16 protein-coding genes and 1 riboswitch are annotated in these 16,334 nt (G+C 72.7%); of the genes, 4 read left to right on the forward strand and 12 right to left on the reverse strand.

Annotated elements, in window-relative coordinates; genetic code table 11:
- Positions 1–20 precede the first annotated feature (20 nt).
- The 3 genes from ABZ780_RS13555 to ABZ780_RS13565 all read right to left on the reverse strand — a co-directional run bounded on the left by ABZ780_RS13555 (position 21) and on the right by ABZ780_RS13565 (position 1,816).
- Positions 21–569 carry a thioredoxin domain-containing protein gene (locus ABZ780_RS13555; RefSeq protein ID WP_357486084.1) on the reverse strand — a complete coding sequence of 183 codons (549 nt, stop codon included), beginning with the start codon at positions 567–569 and terminating at the stop codon, positions 21–23.
- Positions 566–1,063, reverse strand: a complete 498-nt coding sequence (locus ABZ780_RS13560) for a redoxin domain-containing protein (protein ID WP_357011785.1) — start codon at positions 1,061–1,063, stop codon at positions 566–568. Before ABZ780_RS13560 ends, ABZ780_RS13555 begins: the two co-directional genes overlap by 4 nt.
- A gap of 66 nt (positions 1,064–1,129) precedes the next feature.
- Positions 1,130–1,816: a BON domain-containing protein gene (locus tag ABZ780_RS13565; RefSeq protein ID WP_357486086.1), complete on the reverse strand. Its 687-nt coding sequence runs from the start codon at positions 1,814–1,816 to the stop codon at positions 1,130–1,132.
- A 335-nt stretch (positions 1,817–2,151) separates the two neighbouring features.
- Between ABZ780_RS13565 and ABZ780_RS13570 the strand changes: the two genes are divergently transcribed.
- Entirely contained in the window at positions 2,152–4,884 is a 2,733-nt protein-coding gene (locus ABZ780_RS13570; RefSeq protein ID WP_357486088.1) for a cellulose binding domain-containing protein, read from the forward strand.
- A 169-nt stretch (positions 4,885–5,053) separates the two neighbouring features.
- On the opposite strand, the gene ABZ780_RS13575 is transcribed toward ABZ780_RS13570, so the two are convergent.
- A complete protein-coding gene (locus ABZ780_RS13575) occupies positions 5,054–5,461 on the reverse strand; it encodes a hypothetical protein (RefSeq protein WP_357011791.1) in 408 nt (135 codons plus the stop codon).
- Between the two features lie 136 nt (positions 5,462–5,597).
- Positions 5,598–5,741, reverse strand: a complete 144-nt coding sequence (locus ABZ780_RS13580; protein WP_357486090.1) for a hypothetical protein — start codon at positions 5,739–5,741, stop codon at positions 5,598–5,600.
- Between the two features lie 389 nt (positions 5,742–6,130).
- On the opposite strand from ABZ780_RS13580, the gene ABZ780_RS13585 reads away from it, so the two are divergent.
- Positions 6,131–6,493: an STAS domain-containing protein gene (locus ABZ780_RS13585; RefSeq protein WP_357011795.1), complete on the forward strand. Its 363-nt coding sequence runs from the start codon at positions 6,131–6,133 to the stop codon at positions 6,491–6,493.
- Positions 6,494–6,512: 19 nt separating this feature from the next.
- Here the strand turns inward: ABZ780_RS13585 and ABZ780_RS13590 are convergent, their stop codons facing one another.
- Together ABZ780_RS13590 and ABZ780_RS13595 are read right to left on the reverse strand one after the other, a co-directional pair.
- The gene (locus tag ABZ780_RS13590; protein WP_357486091.1) at positions 6,513–7,340 is read right to left on the reverse strand and encodes a 5'/3'-nucleotidase SurE; all 828 of its coding nucleotides are present in this window, start codon (positions 7,338–7,340) and stop codon (positions 6,513–6,515) included.
- Positions 7,337–8,314 (reverse strand): PfkB family carbohydrate kinase, encoded by a 978-nt coding sequence (locus ABZ780_RS13595; protein ID WP_357486093.1) that lies wholly within the window; start codon positions 8,312–8,314, stop codon positions 7,337–7,339. Before ABZ780_RS13595 ends, ABZ780_RS13590 begins: the two co-directional genes overlap by 4 nt.
- Before the next feature lie 171 nt (positions 8,315–8,485).
- Between ABZ780_RS13595 and ABZ780_RS13600 the strand changes: the two genes are divergently transcribed.
- The gene (locus ABZ780_RS13600) at positions 8,486–8,953 is read left to right on the forward strand and encodes an SRPBCC family protein (RefSeq protein WP_357486095.1); all 468 of its coding nucleotides are present in this window, start codon (positions 8,486–8,488) and stop codon (positions 8,951–8,953) included.
- Positions 8,954–9,253: 300 nt separating this feature from the next.
- On the opposite strand, the gene ABZ780_RS13605 is transcribed toward ABZ780_RS13600, so the two are convergent.
- From ABZ780_RS13605 to ABZ780_RS13620, 4 genes are all read right to left on the reverse strand, one after another.
- On the reverse strand, positions 9,254–10,273 hold the full coding sequence (locus tag ABZ780_RS13605; RefSeq protein ID WP_357012012.1) for a hypothetical protein: 1,020 nt from the start codon (positions 10,271–10,273) through the stop codon (positions 9,254–9,256).
- A gap of 53 nt (positions 10,274–10,326) precedes the next feature.
- Positions 10,327–10,458, reverse strand: a riboswitch (cyclic di-AMP (ydaO/yuaA leader).
- A 140-nt stretch (positions 10,459–10,598) separates the two neighbouring features.
- Positions 10,599–11,516, reverse strand: coding sequence for a cation diffusion facilitator family transporter (locus ABZ780_RS13610; RefSeq protein WP_357486097.1), 918 nt, complete (start codon positions 11,514–11,516; stop codon positions 10,599–10,601).
- A gap of 105 nt (positions 11,517–11,621) precedes the next feature.
- Entirely contained in the window at positions 11,622–13,745 is a 2,124-nt protein-coding gene (locus ABZ780_RS13615) for an AAA family ATPase (protein ID WP_357486099.1), read from the reverse strand.
- Between the two features lie 107 nt (positions 13,746–13,852).
- Positions 13,853–14,797, reverse strand: coding sequence for an alpha/beta hydrolase (locus ABZ780_RS13620; protein ID WP_357486101.1), 945 nt, complete (start codon positions 14,795–14,797; stop codon positions 13,853–13,855).
- A 192-nt stretch (positions 14,798–14,989) separates the two neighbouring features.
- On the opposite strand from ABZ780_RS13620, the gene ABZ780_RS13625 reads away from it, so the two are divergent.
- Positions 14,990–15,601, forward strand: coding sequence for a carbonic anhydrase (locus ABZ780_RS13625; RefSeq protein ID WP_357011809.1), 612 nt, complete (start codon positions 14,990–14,992; stop codon positions 15,599–15,601).
- A 99-nt stretch (positions 15,602–15,700) separates the two neighbouring features.
- Here ABZ780_RS13625 and ABZ780_RS13630 read toward each other — a convergent pair whose 3' ends face one another.
- Positions 15,701–16,030, reverse strand: a complete 330-nt coding sequence (locus tag ABZ780_RS13630) for a hypothetical protein (RefSeq protein ID WP_099856326.1) — start codon at positions 16,028–16,030, stop codon at positions 15,701–15,703.
- Positions 16,031–16,334: the final 304 nt, after the last annotated feature.

Raw genomic sequence — 16,334 nt, forward strand, 5'->3', positions numbered from 1 at the left:
GGCCGATCAGCCGCGCAGGGTCAGGCGTCGGCCGCCGCGTCCACGGCGGCCAGCAGGTCGGGCAGGTCGTACCCGCCGTCGTGCCGGACGTCGTTGATGAACAGGGTCGGCGTGCCGTTCACCCCGCTGCGGATCCCGCCCACGAAGTCCCGGCGCACCCGGTCGGCGTACGCCCCGCGCTCCACCTCGCCGTTCACCTCGTCCGGCGGCAGTCCGAGCTGCTCGACGCCGAGCGAGAGGTGCACCGGGTCCAACTGGTCCTGGTGCTCGTACAGCCAGTCGTGCATCTCCCAGAACCGGCCCCGACTGGCGGCGGCCTCGGCCGTCTCGGCCGCACGCTCGGCGTACGGGTGCACGTTGGCGATCGGGAAGTAGCGGTAGACCAGCCGTACCGTGTCGGCGCGCTGGCGCAGCAACTCGTGCAGGTTCGGGTACGCGGCACCGCAGAACCGGCACTGGAAGTCGCCGTACTCGATGATGGTGACCGCCGCGTTCGACGGCCCGCGGACGTGGTCCTCGACGGTTATCGGCTCCCGCAGCCGGGCGGTCACCTGAAGTGGCGTGGTCATCCGGCCATCACCTTCCGATCGGCGGCGATCCGCTCCAGCGCGTCGAAGATCCCGTCGGCGCCCGGGTTGACCTCCGGCGAGGACAGGTAGCTCCAGGCCACCGTGCCGGACGGGTCCAGCACCACGAGCGCCCGTGCCGTCACACCCTGGGCGGTGTACGCGCCGTACCGGCGGGCCACCTCGCCCTTGGGCTCGAAGTCGGCGAGCAGCGGAAACTCGATGCCCTGGCTCTGCGCGAACGCCCGGTGCGACCAGATGCTGTCCACGGAGATGCCGAGCACCACCGCCTGGTACTGGTCGAACACCGGTGCCGCCGCCTGGTAGAGCGACATCTGGTCACCGCAGACAGGGCTCCAGTCGGCGGGGTAGAAGGCCAGGACGACCGGTCGACCCCGGAACTGCTCGGGCCCGGTCTGGCGCCCGTCCGGAGTGCTCGCCAGGGTGAAACCGGGCGCGGGGCGTCCCGGCTGGATCAGCCCGTTCGGATCACTCATGGCCCCAGCCTGCACCTGGGGCGGGTGAGGTGGGCTCACCCGCCCCGGGTGGTTCCGCGCTCGCGGTCAGCGCAGGACCGGGGCGACCGCGATGTGGTTCTGGACCTCCCGGATGCCCGGCGCGGACCAGGCCACCTGCTCCACCTCGGTACGTTCGGGCATGGAGTGCACCAGCCCGGCGAGCACGGCCGTGTCACCGTGCACCCGGACACTGATCCGCTCGGCCTCGGTGGCCCCGGCGCGGGCGAGGGCGTCGACGATCCGTTCGGCCAGGTTGACACCGTCCGGCGGGGCGGCCGGTCGCACGGCGACGCCGTTGCTGACCCCGCGTACGCCGGTCAGCCGGCAGACGGCCCGCTCGGCGGCCCGGCGCTGGTACTCCCACTCGACCTCGCCGTGCAGCGTCACCCAGCCGGCAGACACGGTGACCTGGAGCTTCTCGATGGGCACGAACGCGTCCCACTCCAGCGCGTGGCCGGCCGCGGCGGCCAGGTCGGGGTCGGTGCGCTCGGCGCTGCCCGGTAGCCGCACGGCCAGGTCGTTGGCGACCGCCCGGACCTGGACCACGCGGTGCGCGGCCCGTTCGGCCGCCCACTTCTTGGCGTAGCTGTCCACCCGCCCGGTCAGCGTGACGACGCCCTCGGCGACTGTCACGCCGATCTCGTGCGGCTGCACCCGGGGTTCCCAGGTCAACTCGTCGAGTACGGCGGACTGGATGTCCTGGTCGGTGCGGCTGATCGTCGCGATGGCCATCGGTCCCTCCTCCGCTGTGTGACTGGCGGACCGGGTGACGGCCGCGGCCGAAGGCCCGCCCGGGATCCGATCCTGCCGCCGGCCGGGGTGACCCGTCCTCATCCGGTGCGGGTGACGGGTCCAGCCCGGGCACGAACATCGATGGGAGCGCTTCCAAAGCGGCTCCGGATCGGTTACGGTAAGCGCGTTCCTCGATAGCGGAGAGCCGTCGCGTCGGGTGGTTGGAGCCAGGGCAGCTCCGGCCCGTCCCCAGCGTCGCGTGCCCGTCCCCCGGGCCACGGCGTCACTACCCGCCGCTCCCGTCCCCCGGGCGTGCCTCCCGAGAGGAACCGCGCTTGTTGAAAAGTCTGGCCGGTGCGGCCGTGTCCGCGCTGGTCGTCGCCACGGCCGTCGTGGTGACCCCGTTCACCGCCGCCGGCTCGGCGTCGGCGCTGGCCGCCGCCGACGCGTACACCTGGCGCAACGTCCAGGTCGGCGGCGGCGGCTTCGTACCCGGCATCGTCTTCAACCCCACCGAGAAAAACCTGATCTACGCCCGCACCGACATCGGCGGGGCGTACCGCTGGGAGCAGGCCAGCCAGTCGTGGACGCCGTTGCTCGACTGGGTCGGTGCCGACCGGTGGGGCTACAACGGGGTGGTCAGCATCGCCACCGACCCGGTGCAGACCAACCGGGTGTACGCGGCGGTCGGCATGTACACCAACGGGTGGGACCCGAACAACGGCGCGATCCTGCGCTCGGCCGACAAGGGCGCCACCTGGCAGATCACCGAGTTGCCGTTCAAGAACGGCGGCAACATGCCGGGCCGGGGGATGGGTGAGCGGCTCGCCGTCGACCCCAACCGGAACAACATCGTCTACTACGGCGCCGAGGGCGGCAACGGGCTGTGGCGCAGCACCGACCACGGGGCGACGTGGGCCCGGGTCACCGCCTTCCCGAACGCCGGCAACTACCGGGCCGACCCCAGCGACCCGAACGGCTACAACGGGCAGAACCAGGGCCTGACCTGGGTGAGTTTCGACAAGAGCACCGGCACCGCCGGCTCCACCACGCAGACCATCTACGTGGGTGTGGCGGACAAGGACAATCCGGTCTACCGCAGCACCGACGGGGGCGTCAGCTGGGCGCGCATCCCCGGCCAGCCCACCGGCTACCTCGCCCACAAGGGCGTCGTCGACCCGGTCGGCGGTCACCTCTACATCGCCACCAGCGACACCGGCGGCCCGTACGACGGTGGCAAGGGCGACGTCTGGAAGTTCACCCGGTCGACCGGCGCCTGGACGCGGATCAGCCCGGTGCCGTCCACCAGCGCGGACGCCTACTTCGGCTACAGCGGTCTGACCATCGACCGGCAGCGCCCGAACACGCTGCTGGTCGCCACCCAGGTCTCCTGGTGGCCGGACGCGATCTTTTTCCGCAGCACCGACGGCGGGGCGAGCTGGACCCGGATCTGGGAGTTCAGCAACTACCCGGAGAAGACCCGTCGCTACACGATGGACGTCAGTTCGGTGCCCTGGCTGACCTTCGGCGTCAACCCGGCACCGCCGGAGGAAGCACCCAAGCTCGGCTGGATGAACGAGTCGGTGGAGATCGACCCACACGACTCCAACCGGATGATGTACGGCACCGGCGCCACCATCTACGGCACCACCGACCTGACCAGGTGGGACACCGGCGGCCAGTTCACCATCAAGCCGATGGTGCGCGGCCTGGAGGAGACCGCCGTCCTCGACCTGATCAGCCCGCCCAGCGGCGCGCCGCTGATCAGCGCGCTCGGCGACATCGGCGGCTTCCGGCACAACGACCTGGACACCATCCCGTCCATGCTGTTCACCCAGCCGGTCTTCACCAGCACCACCAGCCTGGACTACGCCGAGAGCAAGCCGGCCGTGCTCGTCCGCTCCGGCAACTTCACCGACGCCGACCGGCCCGGCGACAGTCACGTCGCCTTCTCCACCGACGGCGGGGCCACCTGGTTCCAGGGCACCGAGCCGTCCGGGGTCAACACCGGTGGTACGGTCGCCGCCGCGGCCGACGGCAGCCGGTTCGTCTGGGCGCCCGGCGACGCCGGCCAACAGGTGGTCTACTCGGTCGGCTTCGGCAACTCCTGGGCGGCGTCCACCGGCATCCCGGCCAACGCGACGATCGAGTCCGACCGGGTGGACCCCAACCGGTTCTACGGCTTCAGCGGCGGGCGGGTCTACCTCAGCACCAACGGCGGGGCGAGCTTCACCGCCACGGCGGCGACCGGGCTGCCCACCTCCGACGTCCGGTTCAAGGCTCTGCCCGGTCGGTCGGGCGAGCTGTGGCTGGCCGGGCCCGGCGGGCTGTGGCGCTCGACCGACTCGGGCGCCAGCTTCGCCAAGCTGAGCGGCGTCAGCGCCTCGGGCAACGTCGGCTTCGGCAAGGCGGCGCCCGGGCGCACCAACCCCGCGGTCTTCCTCTACGGCACGGTGGACGGCCAGCCCGGCGTGCACCGCTCCGACGACGGCGGGACGACCTGGGTACGCGTCAACGACGACCGCCACCAGTACGGCAACCCGACCGAGGCGCTGACCGGCGATCCCCGTGTCTACGGCCGGGTCTACCTCGGCACCAACGGCAGGGGCATCCTGGTCGGCGAGCGCACCGGCGGTCCCACCACGCCGCCGCCGACCACGCCGCCCCCGACTACCTCGCCTCCCACCACGCCGCCTCCCACCACGCCGCCGCCGACCACGCCCCCTCCGACGACGACGCCTCCGACCACGCCGCCTCCGGGTGCCGGGTGCGCGGCGACGTACCGGGTCACCGGCTCCTGGTCGGGGGGTTTCCAGGCCGAACTGGTGGTCAGCAATTCCGGCAGCGCGCCCATCGCCGGTTGGACGCTGGGCTGGACCTTCCCGAACGGGCAGCGGATCAGCCAACTCTGGGGCGGCACGTACACCCAGAGCGGGGCCGTCGTCTCGGTCCGGGACAGCGGCTGGAACGGCGCGCTCGGCGCCGGAGCCAGCACCACCGTCGGGTTCCTCGGCTCGTGGACCGGCAGCAACTCACCCCCGGCCACCGTCACCTGCACGAGTCGCTGACCTGGGTGGTCCGGGGGTGCGCCCGGACCACCCTCCGTTACACCGGCCCGCCGGGGCTGCCTGAGGGGTCCGGCACCCCGGCGGACCGGCCCTGAAAATTGCCCCGTATACGCGAGCGGGCCCCGCCGACCCGGAGGTCGAGCGGGGCCCGTGGCGGGTGGGTGGGTGGTCAGTCGTCCAGGCCGACGGGGGAGTTGGGGCGGTCGACGTCGACGAACTCGACGTCGTCCACCGCGCGGTCATCCCGACTGCCGGCGGCACGGGCGGCGGAGCCGACGGCCCAGCCGACCGCCGCGCCGACCAGCGCGGCGCCGATCAGCAGCGTCCAGGGCAGCGCCGGCTGGCGGCCGGCGAGCGCGTCGAAGGCACGCGAAGCTCGCCGCCGCGCCTCCTCGGCCGCCGAACCCACCAGGTCACCCGCGCCGTCGGCGAGGTCGCCGCTGCTGCGGCGGGCCGAGCGGGCGGTGTCCCGGACGCTGTCGCCCGCGGAGCTGACGGCGGAGACCAGGTGCTCCCACGCCTGGTCCGCGATCCGCTCCGGCTTGCTGCGGCGGTCCAGCAGGTTGGTTCCGAACATCGTGGTTACCTCCTCGGGTGCCGAAGCCGCCAACCACTTCGGACTTCGGCGTCTGTCCAGCCGTCACGGCTCGCTCACCCCGCAGTGCCCCGCGCCGACCGCGCGCAAACCCGGCCGGCACGGCTCACCGGCCGGTTCAGCGCACCGTCACCACGGCAGCGCCCCGGGCGAAGTCGTCGTCATCGTCGTCATCGTCGTCCCCGCCACCACCGAACCCGCAGGCCAGCACGAGGGCGAGCAGTACGCCGACGCCGGCCAGCCCAGCCAGTCTCTTGATCATCGAAGGTCCTCTCCGTCACGGTGGGTGTCCCGGGTCGATGCTAGGCGGCGTCGACAACCATGGGCCTGGATCTGCTGCCGGTGGGCAGGCGCGACACGCCGGTACCACTCGGGGCTGAGGCGCGGGTCAGGTCGGTTGTCGGGCGCGTCGGGCTGGGGCCGCTACCCTTGTCCGCGGCACGTTGGTTCCGACCGATTGTCGACTGAGCAGATGACGAAAAGTATTGAGTGATCAGATACCGAAAAGTGGGGATATGGGCGACTTTGTGAGCCCGGATCCGTGAATTGCTCATCCCGAGGGGTGGCGACCGAGGCCGTCGGAGGAATACTCTCGGTCGCGGCCCGCGTACTGATGAGGCGCCCGGGGGACGGGCGGGTGGAGGTGCTCGCGTGAGCCTGTCGATCGTGCAATCAGTTCTGTCCGGTGGAGTCGTGGAGATCGCCCCACGAGGCGAGATCGACGTCGACACAGCGTACGAGGTGCGAGAAGCGATCGCGGAGGTGCTGGCCAAGGGCCGTCCGCTCCGCATCGAGCTCAACATGAGGCTGGTCACCTTCATCGACTCCGTCGGCATCAGCGCCATGGTCGCCGGCTTCCAGACAGCCGAGGTCAGCGGCGTCAAGCTGGTGGTCACCGAACCGAGCCGGTTCGTGCACCGGCAGCTCTGGGTAACCGGCCTGCTCGGCCTCTTCGGCGCTCCGGAGCCCTACTTCGCCGGCGCCGCCACACCCGAGGTGCTTCCCGGCGCCTGAGCGTCGACCATCCTGCCCGTCAGGGCTGCTCATCCAGGCCGGTCAGGTCCACGTCGGCCGCCTCGGTGACCGCCCGGATGGCGGTCACCGAGGCGTACCCGCCGGCCAGCAACGCCACGTCCGTGCCGGGCTGCGCGGCCTGCCCCGGCTCCTCCAACGAGGTACGCACGAAGCCGTGCCCCGACTCGGCCACCGTCATCTGCACCTGACCGAAGCTGGCCAGCGAACCACGGCGCACCCCGCGCAGCCGGCCGTGCGGCAGGTCGGGGGCGTTGACGTTGAGCACGCTCTCCAGCGGCCCGGCGGTCAGCCGGGGCAGCAGGTCCAGGGCGACCCGGGCGGCGGTGCTCCAGTGCCGCTCGGCGTCGCGTACCCGGGCTGCGGCGTCCACCGCCGCGCCACCGCTGGCGGCCGTCGCCTCACCCGCCGACAGCACGTCCAGCGACACCGCCATCGCCCGACAGCCGTTCGTGGCGGCGGTGAACGCGGCACCAACCGTGCCGGAGTGCAGCACGGCGCGGCCGGCGTTCGCGCCCCGGTTGATGCCGGACAACACCACCGACGGCGGTGGGCCGAACGCGCCGTGCAGCGCGATAAGCGTGATGAACCCGGGCGAGCCACCGACCCCGTACGCCGGCACACCCGGCAGGTCCGGGAGCGGATGGTCGTGCACCACCACCCGGCCGTCCCGTTCCACCGCGCTCATCGCGGCGCTGGTGCCGCTCGCCTCCTCCAGCGGCGCCGCGACCACCACGTCCAGGCCCCGCTGCGCCGCGGCCCAGGCCAGCGCCTGGATGCCCGGCGCGGCGATCCCGTCGTCGTTGGTGACCAGCACCCGCAGGGTCATCTCTCGACCGCCCGGTCGGCCAGCTCGTCGGGGGTGGTCCGCTCCTGCGGCCGGCTGTCCGCCGGGACCAGCCGGACGCGTTCCACCAGCCCGGTTATCGAGTCCAACCGGCCGGTGCCCAGGCCGTGCCGGGTCACGTTCAGCGCCCCGGCTGCGGCACCGGTGCGGATGGCGGTCCGGATGTCCCCGCCGCGAGCGACAACGGCGGCAACCCCGGCGGTCATCGAGTCGCCCGCGCCGCGCGGGTCGGCGGCCTCCAACCGGGGCATCTCCACCTCGAAGAGCTCCCCGTCGATCAGCGCCAACGCCGGCTGGTCGGCCCGGCTCACCACCACCGTCTCGGCGCCGGCGGCGTGCAGTTCGTACATCGCCCGGGTCAGCTCCGCGCTGTCGTCGCTGCTGGCGCGGCCGTCGCGGATCAGCTCCTCATGGCTCACCTTGAGGAAGAACACTCCGCCCTCCAGTGCCGCGCCAAGATGATCACCGGAGAGGTCGACCACCACCCGGCTGCCGTTGGCGCCGAGATCGGCGGCGAAGCGCCGGTACACGTCGGCCGGGACCAGCCACGGCGCGTTGGGCCCACTGAGGACGCTCACCTCGGCGCGGAGGCCCTCGCCGAGCGCCAGGTTGTACAACTCGTCGAGCTCGTGCCGGCTCAGCGGCTGCCCCGGCACGTCGGCGACTTCCTGCCGGGAGCCGTCCCGACGGTCGTGCACGTACCCGCCGCTACCGGAGTCACGGACCACCACCTTGAGGTCCACGCCCTCGCTGACCAGCAGTGGCTCCAGCACCTGGCCGATCTCGCCGCCGAGTGCGGCGCAGAGCACCACGTCGACCCCGAGCGACAGCACCATGCGGGCCTGCCAGACACCCTGCCCGCCGGGGTGCAGGTGCAGTTCGGGATGGTCGTTCGGCTGGTCCACCGTCACCGTCAGCTGCGGAGTGGGCGCGAAGACCATCACGTGCCCGCTCACCGAGCATCGCCGTTCATGTCTCCGCCCTCCGTCACGACCGGTGATATCCCCACAGCCGACGGTAGTGATAACGCGCCGCGAATGCCGGGGCAACGGCCGGCGTCCGTCCGGGCGTTGCCAGCCTGACCGGGGTACGGGACGATCGTGCGACCATCGACGGCAGGAGACGGTGTGTTCAGCAGCGATACGTTCAGCTACACCGTCCAGGCCCGCTGCTCACTCGCCGACGCGGCGGCGTTGCTGAGCGACCTGACCCGCCAGGGCGAGCTGCATCCGCTGATCATCCGGGTTCGCCGGGTCCCGCCCCGGCCCGGCGCCCGGGCCAGCTACACGATCAACGACCGGCTGGCCGCCGGCCCGCTGCGCTTCAAAACCACCTACCAGGCGGACGTGCTGGTCTGCGAGGACGACGAGATCGTCACGGTGGCCCGCCAGTGGCCGGCCACCACGGTGCGCAACCACACCCGGCTACGCACCGAGCCGGACGGCCTGGTCCGGATCGACGTCGAGATCACCCTGCGGGCGCCAGCGCCCCTTTTCCGGTACGCGTTTCGCCAGGCCAGAGCCGCCCACCTGGCCCTGGCGACCCGACTCGGCGCGGCCCTCGACCGCACCGACAACCCCCCAACCCCCGCCTGACCACACCCGCGCCCACGCCGCCCCGCCCACGCGCGCCGTGCCGCCGCGCCCTCGCGCCCTCGCGCGCCGCCGCGCCGCGCCGCGAGCCGCGTCCTGTGCGCGGCGACCTCGCCATGATCGTGCTCGATCCAGGATGTAGTGGCCTCCGGCTGCTTGCGAGGCCACTACATCCTGGTTGCAGCGCGATCATGGCTGGCGTTGCCGGGCAATCGGGGTGCGGCCGGTGCCAGGCCAGCCCGCTCAGCGGCCTGAGGGCCGACGGCCGGCGCCCCACATCGGAGAGGCGCCGGCCGGGTCGGGTCAGTACACGGACAGGTGCACGTGGTTGGTGTGATCGCTGGACGGGTCGCCGCCCGCTCCGCTGTAGGACTTCCACCCGCTGCTGGGTAGCCAGATCTGCCTGTACCAGATCACGTACAGCACGGCGAGTCGGTCGGCGTTGCGGATGAAGTACGCGGCCAGGTTGTTGCCGTACGTCTTGTCGCCGCCGGTGGCGTCTCCGCCGAAGCCGTTCTTCTGCGCGGCGAAGTCGCAGGCCCGGCCCTTGGGGTGCTCGCCGGAGCCGCCGGAGCGGTGGCAGGAGACGTACCGGGTGAAGCCGGCGGCCTTGGCCTGGTTGAGGGCGTGCAGGGTGCGGGGGGTAATGCAGCCGTTGGCCGGGGTCGGGTCGTTGACGCTGCACGACTCGGACGGCCAGGAGCCGTCGGAGTTGCGCGGCGCGGCCTTGGCGTTGGCGCTGGAGGTGCCCCGGTTGGAGTTGGTGTCGGCGGTGGTGGTCTGCGGCTTGGTGGTGGCCACGGTCAGGGCTCGCTCGGCCTGTTCCTTGCGCTTGGCCATCACCTCGACCTGCTTGCGCTGCTCGCGGATCTCGCCGTCGAGGGCGACGCGGGTGCGGTTGGCCTCGTCCTTGGTGGCGAGGAGGTCGCGCAGTGCCCGGTCCTCGTTGGCGGCGACCACGTCCAGCGCGGCGGCCCGGTCCATGAAGCCTTCGGGGGTGTTGGTGCTGAGCAGCGCCGAGACGGTGCTGAGCCGGCCGGTGCGGTACGCGACGCCGGCGATCTGACCGACCTTGCCGTTGCGCTCGTTCATCTCGGCTTCGGTGGTCTTCAGTTTGGTGGCGAGTTGCTGCTGCCGTTGTACGGAGGTGTCCAGGGCGCGCTTCGCGTCGAGGTAGCCCTTGCTGGCCGCTTCGAGCTGGGCCCGCAGGGCCGGGGTGCCACCCTCTTCGTCGTCGCTGGGTGCTGCGGCGGCCCGCTGGGCGGCCGGGGGAGCGGCCGAGGCTGCGCCGGCCGGGATCGCGACGCCGAGGGTGAACATCATGACGATCAGCGCCGCCAGTCGGGCGGCGGGGGGTCGTGCTGGTGCCACTATGCGTGTCCTTCCGTTAGCCGCCGACCGGGTTAGCTGACGGGTTCGGGACGGAAGATCCCTACCGCTGACGCGGATGCACCCCAGGAACGTGGTTCCCCGGTTCGCCCTCTCGGGCGATTAGGCGGCGGCCCCCACCGGCGCCGGGAGGGCGCCGCCTGGTGGTGGCCGAGACCGAGCCTACCGGTGCCGCTGGGGCAGGTGCAGCCAATGTGACGGACGGTGCCTACGTCGTCACCGTGAATGTCGACTAATGCGATGAAATCTCGGCAAATTGTCACCAGGTGACGGCACCGCAGGCACCGGGTGCGGCCCCGGGCTCGATCTGGAGCGTGGCGTGCTCGATCCGGAAGTCTTCCTGGAGGGCGGCACGCGCGGCGGTGAGCACGGCGCCGACCTCCGCGCCGGGGGCCATGGTCAGGTGTGCGGAGGCCACCTCCATGCCCGAGGTGAGCGTCCAGACGTGCAGGTCGTGCACCTCGACGACGCCGGGCACGGCGGCCAGCCGGTCGTGCACGGCGGTGACCTGGAGGTGTTCCGGGGCGGCCTGCACCAGGATGCGGACCGCGGCGCGGCCGAGCCGCCAGGTGCGCGGCAGGATGAACACGCCGATGGCGACCGCCACCAGTGGGTCGGCCCACCACCAGTCGGTGACCGTGATGAGCAGTGCCGCCCCGATCACGCCGACCGAGCCGAGCAGGTCGCCGAGCACCTCCAGGTAGGCGCCCTGGAGGTTGATGCTCTCCCGGGCCCCGGTGCGGAGCAGGGCGAACGCGACCACGTTCGCGAGCAGGCCGAGTACGGCCACCGCGAGCATCGGGCCGGCCACCACCTCGTGCGGGTCGCCGAACCGGCGGATCGCCTCGATCACCACGTAGATCGCCACGCCGGAGAGCAGGACGGCGTTGGCCAGGGCGGCGAGCACCTCGAGGCGGTAGAGCCCGAAGGTGCGCTGCGGGTCGCCGGTGGCCCGTTGGGTGGCGGTGATCGCGGCGAGCGCCATCCCGATGCCGAGCACGTCGGTGAACATGTGCCCGGCGTCGGAGAGCAGGGCCAGCGAGCCGGTGTGCAGGGCGGCCACCGCCTCGACCACCATCAGGGTGGCGAGCAGCCCGAATGCCGCCCAGAGTCGGCCCCGGTGCTGGTGCGCGGCATTGGCGACCGAGGCGTGGTGGTGGTCATGACCTGCACCCACGACACCCACCCTCCGTTGCCGTCCGGGACCGGGTCAAATGTATGCTCACATCGCTATGTATGCAACTGTCCGGCAGTGCCGACTCCGGGCCGCGCCGATTCGGATTCAGCCGATCGGGTCGATGGTGGTGAGCCGCTGGGTGGCACGGGACAGCGCGACGTAGAGCGTGCGTACGCCCGCCCCCGGATCCGCCCGGATCTCGCTCGGTGCGACAAGCACCACGCCGTCGTACTCCATGCCCTTGGCCTCCAGGCTGGTCACCACCTGTAGCCGCGACGCGCCGAGCGCGCCGAGCCAACCGGCGACCTCGTCCCGGCGGGGGACCGGCGTGATCACCCCCACCGTGCCGTCCACCTCGGCCAGCAGGCCGGCGGCCGCCTCCACGACCGCGGTCTCCAACCCGGCTGCCGGCACCACCAGCTCCACCGGGTCGACCCCGGTGGAGCGGACGGCCCTCGGCAGCGGCAGGTCCGGATAGAGCCGGCGGATCTCGGCCGCCGCCACCGCGAAGATCTCCGCCGAGTTGCGGTAGTTGGTGGTCAGCGTGAAGTCGTGCCGCTTGCGGCGGCCCAACGCCTGGTCCCGGGCTCGGGCCAGCTCCTCCGGGTCGCCGGTCCACGCGGTCTGCGCCGGGTCGCCCACCACGGTCCACGAGGCCAGCCGGCCGCGCCGGCCGATCATCCGCCACTGCATCGGCGAGACGTCCTGCGCCTCGTCCACCACCACGTGCGCGTAGTCCCGGTAGTCCGCCGGGCGCTCCCGCGCCGCCGCGCGGGCCGCCCGCTGGCGGTCGCCGAGGGTGGTCAGCTCCCGGACCCCACCGGCGAGCTGGAACGGGTCGCGCCGGGCCCGCGCCGGCTGCGCCGGCTTGCCGAGCAGCGCGTCCAACTCGTCCAGCAGCGCGATGTCGGCGATGGTGAGGCCGTCGGTGTCCAGGCTCCGGTACGCCGCCTCGAGCAGCCGGATCTCCGCGCCGGAGAGGATGCCGCCGGCGTACCGACGCAGCCGGTCCGGACGGGCCAGCCAACCGAGTACGTGCCGGGGGTGCAGCCGGGGCCACCACGCCTTGAGGAACTCGCGGAACTCCGGCCGCTCGGCGATCTCGCCCTCGAAGGACCGCTGCTCCGGCAGCCGGCCGGTGCCGGTGTTCAGACGACGGGCCTGCGCCCAGAGCGCGGCGAAGATCCCGTCGAAGCCGGCCCGGCGGGCCTCGTTGCGTCGGGCGCCCCGGTGCAGCGCGCGGTCCCGGATCGCGTCCAACTCGGCGCGGTCCAGCCGCAGCAACCCGCCCCGGTAGAGCAGCCGCAGCTCACTTGGCCCGCCCGGCACCGCGTCCCGGGCGGCCTGCTCCAGCACCCGACGCATCCGCAGCGAGCCCTTCACCGCCGCCACCTCCGGCGGATCGGTGCGGGTGGCCGTCATCCCCGGGAAGAGCGTGCCCAGCGAGTGCAGGGTCGCCGTGTCCTCGCCGAGCGAGGGCAGCACCGAGGCGATGTACTCGACGAAGACGGTGGACGGGCCGACCACCATGATGCCGCCACCGGCGTACCGGCTGCGGTCGGAGTACAGCAGGAAGGCCGCCCGGTGCAGGGCGACGGCGGTCTTGCCGGTGCCCGGTCCGCCGGCGACGATCGTCACCCCGGAACCGGGCGACCGGATCGCCTCGTCCTGCTCCCGCTGGATCGTCGCCACGATGTCCCGCATGCCCCGGCCGGTGGCCTGGGACAGGGTAGCCAGCAGCGCGCCGTCGCCGACCACCGTCATCCCCTCCGGCGTGGCGGTGGGATCGAGCAGGTCGTCCTCGATGCGGGTGACCCGCTCCCGCCGGGACTGGATGGTCCGGCGCCGCACCACGCCCAGCGGCTGCGCCGGGGTGGCCTGGTAGAACGCGGCGGCGGCCGGCGCACGCCAGTCGACGACCAGCGTGGTGGCGTCCTCGTCGCGGATGCCGAGCCGCCCGACGTGCAGCACCTGACGGTCCCGCAGGTCCAGCCGGCCGAAGACCAGTCCCTCGTGTTCGGCGTCGAGGGTGTGCCGACGCTGCGCGGCGTGGAAGACCATCGCGTCCCGTTCGACGAGCGCGCCGAACGTGCCCACCCGGGCCATCCGGTAGCCGTCGCGCTCGGCGCGGACCGCGGACTGGCGCAGCTCGGCCAGGCGGGCGTACACCCGGTCGAGGTGCCGTTGTTCGACGGCGATCTCCTGCTCCAGGGCGGTCTGGTCGGTCAACGCACGCTCCTTCGATGTCGCCGGCGAGCGGCGCGAACCGCGCGGGCCAACCGCAGAAGGGTACGGCCCTCGCTCCGGTCCGGCGCGCCCGAGGTGCGGGAACGTGGTCAGGCACCCGTCCTGACGGCGCTCGCGTCGCTGGCCCGCGGCGGCGGTTCGGCGAGCACCCGACGCAGGACGCCGGTCAGCGCGGCGTTCACCTCGTCCGGACGCTCCATCATCAGCATGTGCCCGGCGCCGGAGCAGATGGTCAGCTCGGTGGCCGGCAGCGCCGCGGCGATCGACTCGGCGCACGGCGGCGGGGTGAGCCGGTCCCGGTCGCCGACCAGGGCGGCGGCGGGCAGGTGCGCGAGCGTGGCGAGGGTGTCCAGCCGGCGCTGGGCGCCGATCGAGGCGCGGAACCCACCGATCGAGCGCAGCGAGGCGTGGGCCACCGCCGAGGTCACCAGCCGGATGTCGGCCGGGTCGCAGCGGTCGCCGAAGAGCATCCAGCGGATGCTCGGTTGCAGCGCGCGTAGCAGCGGCCGGGGCGGTCGCCACGAGCCGCACCGGGCCAGTACGCCGGCCCCGGTCGTCTCGGCGAGCCGGATCAGCCGGGTGATCCGCGGCGAGAGTCCGTAGGCGGTGTGCGTGTGCCCCTCGGCGGTGGTCGAGACGAAGACCAGGCCGGCCGTGCGGGCGGCGAAGTGGGCGGGATGGCGGTGCGCGTACTCCATGATCGTCATGCCGCCCAGCGAGTGGCCGACCAGGACCACCCGACCGGCCGGCGCCACCGCGTCGATGACCGCCGCGAGGTCGTCCCCGAGCTGAGCCAGGGTGGCTGTGGGCAACGCCATGCAGCTGGACCGTCCGTGGCCCCGGGCGTCGAAGGTGACCACCCGCACCGCGCCGTCCGGCATCCCGGTGAGCGCGTCGAGTTGCCGGTGCCAGGCGCGCCCGTCCAGCGTCCAGCCGTGCAGCAGGATGGCGGTGACCGGGGCGTCCGCCGGCCCCGTGGTCTCGACGTGCAGCCGCACGCCGTCGGGCAGACCGACCTCGAACCGCTCCGGCATCGCCACCTCCCAGGGCCGCCAGGAACCACCAGCACCGGGATACCCGGCGGTAACACCGGCTACCCGCCATGACACCACGCCAATCGCGCCGAGGCGAACATTCCCGACCCGGCCCCCGCCCATCGTCGGCGGGCCAAGCTGGACGGCATGGGGTCGGCGCAGGCAACGCCCGGACCGCCGGTGGGCGGACCGGTGGCTCAGGGAAGACAGGCCGGCGGTACGCCCCGGGCCGCGCTGGCCGAGCTGCTCGCCGGCAACCGGCGCTTCGTCAGCGGCCAGCCGGTGCACGGGCACGACGTGACGGCCGCGGCGGCCGCCTCCGGTGACCAGCAGCCGTACGCGGTGGTGCTCGGCTGCATCGACTCGCGGGTGCCGCTGGAGGCGATCTTCGACCAGACCTTCGGCGCGATCTGCGTGATCCGCACCGGCGGGCACGTGCTCGACCGCGCGGTGTGCGGCTCCATCGAGTTCGTGGTCGGCCAGCTCGGCGTACCGCTGGTCATGGTGCTCGGCCACGAGCGGTGCGGGGCGGTGGGGGCCGCGGTGGACGCGCTGCGCAGCGGCCAGCGGCCCGGCGGGTCGCTGGCCCACCTGGTCGACGAGATCGCCCCGGCGGTCATCGAGGCAGGGCTCGACGATCCGGCGGTGCATCCGTTGGCGATCCGCCGGCACGTCCTACGTACGGTGCACACGCTGCGCCACGACGCCGTGCTGGGCGGGCCGGTCGCCGCCGGTCGGGTGGCCGTGGTCGGCAGTCTCTACGACCTGGCCACCGGCGAGGTCGCCCTGCTCGACCCGCCCTGAACCCCCGCCCGACTCGACGGCCGTCGCGCGGGGCTGCGGACGCGAAACCGCCCGCCGGGAAGTCCCGACGGGCGGTTCGTTGATGCGGTGGGGGAGGGCTCAGCCCTCGAAGACACCGGCCGCGACCAGGCGCTTCTCGGTGGCCTCCCAGCCGTCACCCGGGTGGGTGGCGGCCAGGTTGTTGATCTCCGCCCGGATCTTGGTGGCGTGGCCGGCGGCGGCCAGCACGCGGATCTCCTCGACGAAGGCGTCGGAGTCGGTGCGCAGGTGCGCGGTCTTGCCGTTGGTCAGGTTGCGCACGTAGGCGTGCTTGCCGCCGTTGAGCGGGATGAGGTACTTGAACTCGCCCAGCACGCTGAGGGCGCCACCCTGGCCAGCCTGGCCGGCCCGGACGGACGCGCGCGCGGTCTTAGAGGTGTTGCTCGCCACGGAGGTACTCCTTGCAAGACGTACGGGAGGACTGGACGTCCGGGGGCTGTGTGCGGGTGACACTGGGTCGACCCGCGAAGGTGTAACGCGGCAGAAGCCGCCGATGGAACTGTACAGGACCACGACATCAGGCTGGTCGTCGCGGTGTCCTCAGGGCTAACCGAGACCACCCGTCCGGCTATTCCGGCCAGCGAATTTTCCGATTCCCTGGCGCACCATCCGCCACACGAGTCATCATGTGTTGCAGTAACCACCTGGGTGGCCGAGGTCGTAGGGGAAGACGCACCTCGCTCTCCGGGAGGTC

It is taken from the genome of Micromonospora sp. NPDC047467 (assembly GCF_040643095.1).
Classification (GTDB): Bacteria; Actinomycetota; Actinomycetes; order Mycobacteriales; family Micromonosporaceae; genus Micromonospora.